The sequence below is a fragment of the Candidatus Electronema sp. TJ genome, assembly GCF_048287355.1.
Taxonomy (GTDB): Bacteria; Desulfobacterota; Desulfobulbia; order Desulfobulbales; family Desulfobulbaceae; genus Electronema.
On record NZ_JBLWEP010000073.1, the window covers coordinates 1 to 10962 of the forward strand.

14 protein-coding genes are annotated in these 10962 nt (G+C 56.8%); 13 read left to right on the forward strand and 1 reads right to left on the reverse strand.

Annotation, left to right across the window (positions count from 1 at the left end):
• Window positions 1-94 precede the first annotated feature (94 nt).
• Entirely contained in the window at window positions 95-2023 is a 1929-nt protein-coding gene (locus ACNKID_RS06845; RefSeq protein WP_417912692.1) for a DUF294 nucleotidyltransferase-like domain-containing protein, read from the reverse strand.
• A gap of 245 nt (window positions 2024-2268) precedes the next feature.
• Between ACNKID_RS06845 and ACNKID_RS06850 the strand changes: the two genes are divergently transcribed.
• From ACNKID_RS06850 to fabG, 13 genes are all read left to right on the forward strand, one after another.
• Window positions 2269-2781: a YceD family protein gene (locus tag ACNKID_RS06850; protein ID WP_417912693.1), complete on the forward strand. Its 513-nt coding sequence runs from the start codon at window positions 2269-2271 to the stop codon at window positions 2779-2781.
• Between the two features lie 51 nt (window positions 2782-2832).
• Entirely contained in the window at window positions 2833-3021 is a 189-nt protein-coding gene (gene rpmF / locus ACNKID_RS06855; protein WP_417912694.1) for a 50S ribosomal protein L32, read from the forward strand.
• A gap of 8 nt (window positions 3022-3029) precedes the next feature.
• Window positions 3030-4037, forward strand: a complete 1008-nt coding sequence (gene plsX, locus ACNKID_RS06860) for a phosphate acyltransferase PlsX (protein ID WP_417912695.1) — start codon at window positions 3030-3032, stop codon at window positions 4035-4037.
• Window positions 4034-5008 carry a beta-ketoacyl-ACP synthase III gene (locus ACNKID_RS06865; protein ID WP_417912696.1) on the forward strand — a complete coding sequence of 325 codons (975 nt, stop codon included), beginning with the start codon at window positions 4034-4036 and terminating at the stop codon, window positions 5006-5008. Before plsX ends, ACNKID_RS06865 begins: the two co-directional genes overlap by 4 nt.
• A 165-nt stretch (window positions 5009-5173) precedes the next feature.
• Window positions 5174-6322, forward strand: coding sequence for an acyl-CoA dehydrogenase family protein (locus ACNKID_RS06870; RefSeq protein ID WP_417912697.1), 1149 nt, complete (start codon window positions 5174-5176; stop codon window positions 6320-6322).
• The gene (locus ACNKID_RS06875) at window positions 6319-7098 is read left to right on the forward strand and encodes an electron transfer flavoprotein subunit beta/FixA family protein (RefSeq protein ID WP_417912698.1); all 780 of its coding nucleotides are present in this window, start codon (window positions 6319-6321) and stop codon (window positions 7096-7098) included. Before ACNKID_RS06870 ends, ACNKID_RS06875 begins: the two co-directional genes overlap by 4 nt.
• Window positions 7095-7319 carry a DUF2281 domain-containing protein gene (locus ACNKID_RS06880; protein ID WP_417912699.1) on the forward strand — a complete coding sequence of 75 codons (225 nt, stop codon included), beginning with the start codon at window positions 7095-7097 and terminating at the stop codon, window positions 7317-7319. Before ACNKID_RS06875 ends, ACNKID_RS06880 begins: the two co-directional genes overlap by 4 nt.
• Entirely contained in the window at window positions 7319-7699 is a 381-nt protein-coding gene (locus tag ACNKID_RS06885) for a type II toxin-antitoxin system VapC family toxin (protein WP_417912700.1), read from the forward strand. Before ACNKID_RS06880 ends, ACNKID_RS06885 begins: the two co-directional genes overlap by 1 nt.
• A gap of 114 nt (window positions 7700-7813) precedes the next feature.
• Window positions 7814-7960 carry a type II toxin-antitoxin system HicB family antitoxin gene (locus ACNKID_RS06890; RefSeq protein ID WP_417912701.1) on the forward strand — a complete coding sequence of 49 codons (147 nt, stop codon included), beginning with the start codon at window positions 7814-7816 and terminating at the stop codon, window positions 7958-7960.
• The gene (locus ACNKID_RS06895) at window positions 7960-8139 is read left to right on the forward strand and encodes a type II toxin-antitoxin system HicA family toxin (RefSeq protein WP_417912702.1); all 180 of its coding nucleotides are present in this window, start codon (window positions 7960-7962) and stop codon (window positions 8137-8139) included. Before ACNKID_RS06890 ends, ACNKID_RS06895 begins: the two co-directional genes overlap by 1 nt.
• Window positions 8140-8158: 19 nt before the next feature.
• Window positions 8159-9010: an AbiJ-NTD4 domain-containing protein gene (locus tag ACNKID_RS06900; protein ID WP_417912703.1), complete on the forward strand. Its 852-nt coding sequence runs from the start codon at window positions 8159-8161 to the stop codon at window positions 9008-9010.
• A 12-nt stretch (window positions 9011-9022) separates the two neighbouring features.
• A complete protein-coding gene (locus ACNKID_RS06905; RefSeq protein WP_417912704.1) occupies window positions 9023-10216 on the forward strand; it encodes an FAD-binding protein in 1194 nt (397 codons plus the stop codon).
• Window positions 10213-10962, forward strand: coding sequence for a 3-oxoacyl-[acyl-carrier-protein] reductase (gene fabG, locus ACNKID_RS06910; protein WP_417912705.1), 750 nt, complete (start codon window positions 10213-10215; stop codon window positions 10960-10962). Before ACNKID_RS06905 ends, fabG begins: the two co-directional genes overlap by 4 nt.

The following is a 10962-nucleotide window of genomic DNA, read 5'->3' on the forward strand; positions in this document are numbered from 1 at the left end:
TCAAACTCAGCAAAACGACGGCGGTTTTCCAGCAAGACCGGATGCAGCTCAGGCCGTTGGAACAACGTGCGGAGAAAAGCGAACATGCTGGCTCTCAGAGGGAGGGATAGAGCGTTTTCAGGGCGTTGTGCAGCCGGTCAATCAGCTCAAAGGCATCACGGAGCAGCCGCCGGTCAATATCGGTCAAATCCGCAGGCGCAATGTGATTGTCCGGTTCAGAATCGGCCTCAATCTGATTGAGCTGATGCACCAAGCGCATCTGCATCTGCATTTCATAGGCATCAACCGTCTCATTCCACAGCTCGCTGCTGATGAGCTTTTCCTGCGCCAGCACATGCAGACGAGCCAAGGTGTTGGTCTCGCGGATACTGTTTCGTAAGGCCAGAATTCTGGCGAAATTGACAAACGGGGTGATTCCCTGCACCTTGATGTCGAGCTTGTTCTTGTGCTCGCCGTCTTTTTCAACAATGAAATTTTTGAAAAAGGACAGCGGTGCCTTGGCAGAGAGGCACTGTCTGGCCAGATGAAGCAGATACAGCTCGCTTTTCCGTGTCAGCAGATGCAGATGCTGGCGCAGCTCGTCCGCCAGCGCGGCTTTGCCGAAACCAGGCCGGAAGTCGAAGAAAATGGTGGCGTTGAGCACTTCCTCCGGCTCAGGAGTTGCTGTCCAGCGGGTGAAATAGTCCTTCCAGATCGAAAGCGGCTGACACCATTTCGGATTGACGGCCATAATCCCGCCCGGACAGAGCGGATAACCGCACTGCACCAGATGATCAATCGCCTTGCGGGCGAAACGGGAGAAATACGCCTCGCATTCCTTGGCCTGCGCCGCGTCCGCCGGGTCTTCGTAGATGATGGCGTTGTCCTGATCAGTGCGGAAGGTCTGCTCGCGCCGTCCCTCGGATCCCATCAGCAGCCAGCAGTAATCCACCGGCGGCGGCCCCAGCTCCTCTTCCAGCAGGGTGAGCAGCTGCTCCAAAATTTGATCGTTGAGGATGGAGATCATTCGTGAGATGTGCCCGGCCCGCGCTCCCTCGCGGATCAGATTGCGGATCATCTCCGGGATTTTGCGCGAGAGCGGATGCAGGCCTTCAATCCGCTGCTGCCTGCCTATTTCCTTGAACAGAGAATACGGGGCATGGCCTTGCAGCAAGGCGATGTCGTGCGAGGTGATCACGCCGATGATCCGCTCCGCCCGCTCCACAGCTAAATGATGGATGGAGGTGGACATCATCTTCAGCAGCGCGTCAAAGCAGGTGGATTCCGACAGCACTGTGGCGACTGGCGAGGACATCACCGCCCGGATCGGCTCGCCGGAGTCGCGGCCCGGCGCCAGCACCTTGTTGCGCAGGTCGCGGTCTGTGACGATGCCGACAATCTTCTCCTCGTCGCCCGGCTCGTGGATGAGCAGCGAGGCCACGCGGAACTCGGCCATTCTGCCGGCGGCCTCGCGGATGCTTGCGTCAGCGGCGATTTTGCGCGGTGCCTGCCGGATGATGTCGCCGACCTGAATGGAGAAAAGATGCAGGTTGCTGTCGCTGCTCCGGCCCATGCGGTGCCGCCGCAGCTCGCTGTAGGCTGCGGCCACCACCTTCTCGGAGAAGCTCTTGAGGTAATACTGAGAGAAGCCGGGCTGGCTGTTGATAAGCTCAAGGAACACCGCTTTCGGCAAAAGGAAGCAGAAGGTGTCCTCCACCGTCTCCACGTCGAGATTGGCGAGCGCACCCCGGATGATGCCCAGCGCGCCGATGTAGTCGCCCTCGCCCCGGTAGTCCTTGAGCGTCACTGCGCCCTCGTCGTCGATGATGAAGGACTTCACCCCGCCCTGCTGGATCAGATAGAGATAGTTGATCTCGCTCTTGCCCGCTTGCAGCAGCTTGGTGCCTTTGGGGAAGAAATCAATCTTGACCTGCCGGGCCACCTGCCGGATGGTCTCAGGAGCAAGCTCCTTGAAGGGCATGATCTTGCCGAGAAACTCCGCCACCGTCTCCGGGGCTGCCGCCTGTCCGCCGCCTTTTTTCATGCTCTTTTCCTTTGGTGTGATAGCTGCACGCTGCTGAATGCGCTTTGTGCCCTGAGCGCAGTCGAAGGGAGCCGCTGTTCTGGCCCCTATCATAGCGGCATCCGCCGCCGTCGGCCAAGGGAAAAACACGGCGGCGCAGGCCATTTCTGCCGGGCCGCGCTTTTTTTCTTGGCATGAGCAGGCTTTTTTGTGTATGATTTTACTTTTTAGTGTCCCGCAGCCGCGCTGCACGACAGGTGCCCATCGTGAAAGTTCCATTTGCAGAAATCCCCGCCAACGGAAGCCGTTACAGCATCACGGACGACGCATGGCTGGCTGAAGCCGGTCTGCGCCGGGCCGCTTCGGTGCAGGCTGAATTGGAGCTGCATCGCAAAGGCGACAGCCGCACCGAGGTGCGCGGCAGCCTGCACACCGGCCTGCGCCTGACCTGCGACCGCTGCCTGAACGACTACGATTTTCCTGTGGACACCGACTTCTGCTTGGTCTTGGAAGTCGCGGAGGAGGCGGACTGGAGCGTCAAGGAGTTAGACAGCGCGGCGGAATTAGACGTGGTGCAGGTGGACGAGCCTGCGGCTGATTTGGAGGACATTCTCCGCCAGCAGGTCTTGCTCTGCCTGCCGGTGAAGCAGCTCTGCTCGCCGACCTGCCGTGGACTTTGCCCCGGCTGCGGTGCCGACCTCAACTCCGGCGGCTGCGCCTGCGCGTCTGAAACAAGCAATTCCCCCTTTGCCGTTCTGGCGGCATTGAAGAAAAAATAACCCTTCCGGCCCTGCCTCAGGACGGAGACATCTGCTTCAAGGAGAACCATCATGGCCTTGCCAAAGAGAAGACATTCCTATTCCCGCACCCACAAGCGGCGGGCGCACGACTTTCTCACTGCCCCGTCCGTGGGCCGCTGCCCGAACTGCGATGAGCCGAAGATGCCGCATCAGCTCTGCTCCGGCTGCGGCAAGTACAAGGGTAAAACCATTTATCAGCTGGGCGAAGAGCTGTCGTAAAGGCCGCTGTGAGAATAGCCCTTGACGCGATGGGCGGCGACCGGGGGGCCGGGCCGCTGATTGACGGGGCCGTCCAGGCGGTCGAGCAGCTGCCGGGCATCGAGGTGCTGCTGCTCGGCCCAGAGGAACTGCTGCGGGCCGAGCTGGCCCGGCGTGGCAAAGGCGCGGAGACGCGCCTTTCTGTCGTTCATGCCCCGCAGACTGTCTCGATGGATGAAGCGGCGGTGGACTCGGTGCGCCGGAAAAAGGACTCCACCATCATGGTCGGCTTTGACTTGGTAAAGCAAGGCCGTGCTGATGCGCTCGTCTCTGCTGGGCATTCCGGCGCGACCATGACCGCCGCCATCCTCCAGCTGGGGCGGCTGAAGGGCATTTCCCGGCCCAGCATTGCCGGTGTCTTTCCCACGCTCAAAGAGCCGGTCTTGGTGACCGACATCGGGGCCAATGTGGACTGCCGCCCGCAGCATCTCTACCAGTTCGCGGTCATGGCCTCAGCCTGCTCCAATCTGCTCTTCAAACGGGCCAATCCCCGCGTCGGTCTTCTCAGCATTGGCGAGGAGCCAGGCAAGGGCAACGCGGCAGTGAAGGAGGCCTATGACCTGCTCAAGGCGAGCAGCCTGAACTTCATCGGCAATGTCGAAGGCCGCGATGTCTTCAGCGGCGACGTGGACGTGGTGGTCTGCGACGGCTTTGTCGGCAACATCGTGCTTAAAATCAGCGAAGGACTGGCAGAAGCCATTCAGCAGATGCTCAAGACCGAGATTAAGAAGTCTTTGGGAGCCAGCCTCGCTTCCATCTTCATCCGCCCGGCCTTCAAATCCTTCCGCAAGCGGGTGGACTACGCCGAATACGGCGGTGCGCCTTTGCTCGGCATCAACGGCGTGGGTATCATCTGTCACGGCACATCCTCTGCGGTTGCCATCTGTAATGCGATTAAAGAAGCCGCGAAGATGGCCGAATGCCAAGTCAACACGGCTATAACCCGTCATCTCCAGCAGGAAACGGTGCAGGCATGAGGCGGGCGGCAGTGCTTGGCACCGGCTCCTGTCTGCCTGAACGGGCACTGACCAATGCGGAGCTGGAGCGGATGGTGGAGACCTCGGATGAGTGGATCACTGCCCGCACTGGCATCCGCACCCGCCGCATCGCCGGGCCGGATGAGCAGAATTACCAGCTTGCTGCGCAGGCCGCCCGCCGCGCCCTTGAGGCAGCCGGAGTCACGCCAGACGAGCTTGGCCTGATCATTGTCGCCACTATCAGCCCGCACATGCTGATGCCCTCCTGCGCCTGCTTTGTCCAGGCGGAACTGGGCGCAGCCAAGGCCTTCGCATTTGACCTCAACGCGGCCTGCTCCGGCTTTCTCTATGGCTTGGATGTAGCAGGCAAATACGTTGCTGCTGGTCCGAACATGAAGGTGCTGGTGATCGGCTCGGAGACGCTCTCGGCGCGTGTTGATTGGGAAGACCGCAACACCTGCATCCTCTTCGGCGACGGAGCCGGTGCCTGTGTGGTCGGCAGCGCGGAAGGGCGCGGCATCATTGACAGCTGCCTGCTTTCTGACGGCAGCCTGTGGAATCTGCTCTACATGGACAGCCCGGCCAGCACCAATCCTGACCTGCTCGATCCGAAGAGCAAAGGCTGCGTCATCCAGATGTCAGGCCGCGATGTTTTCAAATATGCCGTCAGGGCAATGGAGGATGTTGTCCGTCAGCTGCTGGAGCGGCAGCAGCTCGCTGTCCAAGACCTCTCGCTCATCATTCCCCATCAGGCCAACATCCGCATCCTCGACAACCTTGCCGAACGGCTGGGCGCGTCGCCGGAGCAAATTTTCTGCAACGTTGATAAATACGGCAACACCTCGGCAGCCAGCATTCCCATCGCCTTGGACGAGGCAGTGCGCGAAGGTCGGCTGCATCGCGGCGGCAAGCTGCTGCTCTGCTCCTTCGGCGGCGGCTTCACCTGGGGTTCGATGCTGCTGGACTGGTAGCGCAAAGGTTTCATGCGCATGACTGTCCGGCAGTCATGCACATGAGTTTCAGACGGTCATGCACATGAGTGTCCGGCAGTCATGTGCATGAGTTTCAGACGGTCATGTACATGAGTCTCAGACAGTCATGCGCATGGCAGACTGTTGCGAGCAAAGGAGAACACAGTGGACTATTTTCTGACTGAAGGGCAGCGGATGATCCAAGAGACCGCCCGCGAGCTGGCCAATGAAAAGATCATTCCCAAGCGGGCCGAGCTGGACGAGCGCAACGAGTTTGCGAGCGAGCTGCTGCGTGACATCGCCAAGGCTGATTTGTTTGCTGTGCTGGTGCCGGAAGCCTACGGCGGTATGGGTACCGGCATCTTTGACATTGTGCTCGCTTTGGAAGAGCTGGCCCGTGGCTGCGTTGGCGTGGCCACCAGCTTTGCCGCCTGCGGTCTGGGCATTTTGCCGATTCTGATCTCCGGCAGCGAGGAGCTGAAACAGAAGTATCTGCCTGCGGTGGCAGAAGGGAAAAAGCTGGCTGCTTTTGGCCTGACTGAGGCTAATGCCGGTTCCGATGCCGCAGGCATCCGCACTACCGCTGTGGATGGCGGCGATTGCTGGATCCTCAATGGCACCAAGCAGTGGATCACCAATGGCGGCGAGGCCCAGATTTATTCGGTCATCGCCCTGACCAACCCGGAGAAAGGCATACGTGGGGCCTCGATGTTTGTGGTTGAGGACGGCGATCCCGGCTTCTCCTACGGCAAGAAGGAAAACAAGATGGGCATCCGCTCGTCCGCCACCTGCGAGCTGGTGATGAAGGACTGCCGGATTCCCAAAGACCGCTTGATCGGCAGAAAGGGCACCGGCTTCATCACCGTGATGAAGACCTTGGATGTGTCCCGGCCCGGCATTGCCAGCTTGGGCGTGGGCTTGGCGCAGGCTGCTCTGGATGAAGCGGCACGCTACGCCAAGCAGCGCGTGCAGTTCGGCAAGCCGATCATCAGCTTCCAAGCTGTGCAGCACATGCTCGCGGACATGGCCATTCAGACCGAGGCCGCACGGGGCTTGGTCTATGGCGCAGCCCGGCACATTGACGCGCATCCTGATGACGCAAGCAAGATTTCCTCCATGTGCAAGGTCTTTGCCACTGACACTGCCATGAAGGTGACGACAGATGCGGTGCAGGTCATGGGCGGCTATGGCTACATGAAAGAATATCCGGTGGAAAAGATGATGCGCGATGCCAAGATACTACAAATCTATGAAGGCACGAACCAGATTCAGCGCAATGTCATTGGCCAGGAACTGAACCGGGAATACGCATGAAGATCATCGTTTGCATCAAGCAGGTGCCAGATGCCAAAGACGTGCGTCTGGATCCCAAGACCAACACCTTGGCCCGCGAAGGCGTGGCTGCGATCATGAATCCCTTTGACCGCCATGCCTTGGAAGAGGCAGTGCGCTTGAAGGAGCAGCTCGGCGGCACGGTCACGGCTCTGTCTATGGGGCCGCCGCAGGCTAAAGAAGTGCTGCTGGAGGCGATTGCCTGCGGCGCAGACGAGGGTGTGCTGGTCTCTGACCGGGCCTTTGCGGGCGCGGACACCTGGGCGACTTCCTACACCTTGGCCAAGGCTGTGCAATGCTTGGGCACGTTTGATCTGATCCTCTGCGGCAAGCAGGCAATTGACGGCGACACAGCGCAGGTTGGGCCGGGCATGGCTGCGCGGCTGAAGCTGCCTTATGTCACCTGCGTGCAGAAGACCCGCGAGGCAACGCCGACGTTTCTTCAGGTCGAGCGAATGATGGATGACGGCTACGATGTGGTGCAGCTGCCGCTGCCTGCCTTGCTGACCGTGGTCAAGGACATCAACGAGCCACGGGTGCCCTCGCTGAAGGGCAAGATGAAGGCGAAGAAGGCGGAAATCAAGGTGCTCTCGGCTGCGGATATTCAAGCGGAGCCGCAGTGCATCGGCTTGGCTGGTTCGCCGACCAAGGTGGCGCGGGTGTTCTCGCCAGAGCCGCGCGGTAACCGGAGGATGTTCTCCGGCACGGCAGCGGAGCAGGTGGCGCAGCTGGTGGCGGAGATCAGGGGGTATTTATGAATGCAAGCGCACAGGTGATAGAGCGGAAAATCAACATGCTTCCTGATGATCTCAAGCGTGAGGTTTTGCATTTTATTGATTTCCTGCTGACCCGTAGGAAGAGTGAAAAAGCAGATCAGGCAAAGCAGCTTGATTTTTCTGCCTGGGAAGGGGCGTTGTCTGAGTTTAAGGATGAATATACTTCTGTTGAATTGCAGCATCAGGCAATGCAGTGGAGATAATGTATTTATTCGATACGAATATCTTCTTGGAAGTTCTCCTGTTGCAGGAAAGAGCCGATGACTGCAAGAAGGTTTTAGCTGATAACGCTGGCAGCATAGTTATTTCTGATTTTTCTCTGCATTCAATAGGAGTTATTCTTTTCCGTAAAAAGAAAGAAGCCGCCTTCAGCAGATTCGCGACAGATATTTTCCTGAAAGCTGATATTGTTTCTTTGTCGTCCGTATCCTACGGGAAGATTGCTGAGGTCAGAGAGAAATACAACTTAGATTTTGATGATTCGTATCAGTATAATGTTGCTGAAGAGAACGGCCTGACGATTGTGACTATGGATAGAGATTTCGAGCGGGTTAAAGAACGCATTAAGGTGAAATTTGTTTAAACTTAGGATGTTAAAGGGCACAGCGGTGGAGCAGGTGAGTCAGTTGGTGGCGGAGATTAGGGGGTGTTTGTGAGAACAGTCAAATATACCTGTTGGCAAGACGGAGAGTTCTATTTGGGCTATCTGAACGATTATCCTGATTATCAGACTCAGGGGTATTCAAAGGAAGAGCTGATTGCTAACCTGAAAGACTTGCTGAATGATATTGAATCGGACGAGGTTCCATATCTTCGGAAAGTGGAAGAACTGGTTCTTGCCTGATGAAGCGAAGAGAGTTGATTAAACTGCTCCAAGAAATGGGATGTATCCTTGTGAGGCATGGCGGAGCGCATGACTGGTACACAAACCCAGAAACGAAGCAGTCGCAGCCTGTTCCGCGTCATACTGAGATAAACGAGAACTTGGCCAAGTCAATTTTGAAAAAGTTAAGCAAAAGCTAATTAACCTATCGGAATTGTAGTGAGCAAGAGATTTTCAGAACGCATGGGGATAGTCTCACCATCAACTGTTATCCAGACAAAGGAGATGAGTGATGATTTAAGAAATTCTCTTTGGAATACGGTTTATTCCTGTTGTGAAAACGTAAAATACACCGAGAAATATCACAGTTGGGACGTTTGGCATCCTCTTGCTAAAGATATAGCTTTATATTTTCGTAAAACTCCTGTTGATTTAGTCGACTTCCCTGGCACTCCATGGATAAAAGAATATTTTTATAGTATTAAATGGTATTCTGTCTATGATCTTATTGAGTTTATTTTAGATCGTTTCCCAAGTAAATGCAGGAGAAATATAGAGAAAGATTATAATGTTACCTTAGAAAGAGAATTATCTGGTTATCGTTTCGTATCAGGCAAGTTAGTTCCTATCTCAAATTCGTTAGAAATAGAGGCAATATCTGAATCTATACAGATAACAGCGAGAACAGGTTTGCTTGGTGCTAACGAGCATTTTGAAACTGCGTTGAGTCTGTTTGGAAAAAGACCTGAGCCAGATTATCGGAATGCAATAAAAGAAGCAATCAGCGCGGTTGAATCAGTTGCAAAACAGCTCTCTGGCTCTGATTCTCAAGGATTAGATGGTGCTTTAACTATTCTTGGTAAAAAAATAGATATGCACGGTGCGTTGAAGCAGGGCTTTTCAAAGTTATACGGTTATTCGAGCGATGAAGACGGGATACGACATGCAATTTTGGATGAACCCAATGTCGGTTTCGATGAAGCTAAGTATATGATTGTTTCATGTTCTGCTTTTGTGAATTATTTAATTTCTAAGGCAAATTCTTGCGGGTTATTACCGAAAGAGGCTTGATAGCAAAGCGTTATGCTCATAGTTGACACCACCCTATGTATCGGCTGCGGAGTCTGCGAAGCCAACTGCGCCTTTGGAGCCATCATCCTCAAGGACGGCGTTGCCGTGGTCGGCGATGGCTGCAAGCTCTGCGGCTCCTGCGTGGACAACTGCGAACCCGGTGCCTTACGCATTGAAACCGCTGCCAAAGCCGCGCCGAACGACCTGTCCGCGTGGTCTGGCATCTGGGTCTTTGCCGAAGCTCGGCACGGCGCGGTTGCGCCAGTGGCTTTCGAGCTGCTGGGCATCGGCAGAAAGCTGGCTGATCAGCGCGGCACTGCGCTGACCGCTGTGCTGCTGGGTGCCAATGTCGAGAGCAAGGCCGCCGAGCTGATCGCTGCGGGCGCGGACAAGGTGTTGCTCGCTGATGATCCCGCGCTTGCTCAGTACCGCGAGGATGTGTACGGCAAGGTCTTGGAGCATCTGATTGTGCAGCATAAACCGGAGGTGGTGTTGGCGGGCGCGACCGCCATTGGCCGCTCGGTTATTCCGCAGGTGGCGAATGTGTTGGGCGCGGGCCTGACTGCCGACTGCACCGCCTTGGCCATCCGCGCCGAAGACGGGGTTTTGCTGCAAACCCGCCCGGCCTTTGGCGGCAACATCATGGCCACGATTGAATGCCCGCAGTCCCGGCCCCAGATGGCGACGGTGCGGCCAAATGTCATGGCCCAGGCTCAACCTGATGCCGCCCGCGTCGGTGAGGTGATCAAGGTTGCTCTTGCGCCGGAGCTGCTGGCCTCCAACATCGAGGTGTTGGAAACTGTGTTGAGTCAGGAGCAGCAGGCAAATATTCAGGAAAAGGAAGTGCTGGTCAGCGGCGGGCGCGGCTTAGGGAATGAGAAAGGCTTTGCCCTGCTGCACGAGCTGGCCATCGAACTGAATGGCGCGGTGTCCGCCTCGCGGGCTGCTGTGGACGCAGGCTGGATTGGCTATCCCTGCCAAGTCGGGCAAACCGGCAAGACGGTCAGCCCGAAGCTCTACATCGCCTGCGGCATTTCCGGCGCAGTGCAGCACACGGTCGGGATGCAATCGGCGGAAACCATTGTCGCCATCAACCGTGACGAAAAGGCCCCGATCTTCGACCTCGCCACTTATGGACTGGTGGGCGATTTGTTTGAAATCTTGCCCTTGTTGACAGAAAAAATACGGGAGCAGCGCAGGCTATGACACTTGCAGGAAAAACAGCATTAGTCACTGGCGGCAGCCGGGGCATAGGCAAAGCCATCTGCCTGCGCTTGGCAGCGCAGGGCGCGAATGTGGGTATCAACTACGTCAGCCGGGCCGCTGCCGCTGAGGAAGTCTTGGCGGAAATCACCGCTGCTGGCGGCAAGGGCTTTGTCATCGGCTTTGACGTGGCTGACAGCGCGGCAGTGCAGAACGCAGTAAAAACAATTTCCACAGACCACGGCGGAATTGATATACTGATCAACAACGCAGGCATCACCCGCGACGGCCTGATGGCCCGGATGAAGGACGAAGACTGGGACGCGGTGCTGAACACCAATCTCAAGGGCGCGTTTGTCTGCTCGAAAGAAGCGATGCGCGGGATGATGAAGAAACGCTGGGGTCGGATCATCAACATCAGTTCGGTGATCGGCTGCGTCGGCAACGCGGGCCAAGTGAACTACGCAGCAGCAAAAGCCGGCTTGATCGGCTTGACCAAATCTATGGCCAAAGAGCTGGCCTCGCGTAAAATTACGGTCAACTGCGTTGCGCCAGGGTATATTGTCACGGACATGACCACCGAGCTGCCGGAAGAAATCAAGGAAAGCATCCTTGCCAACATTCCGTTCGGCAGCATTGGTCAGCCGGAAGACGTGGCCGCTGCCGTGGCGTATCTTGCCGCCGAGGAAAGCGGCTATGTCACCGGCCAGACGCTGCATGTCAACGGCGGCATGTACATGGGCAATTAA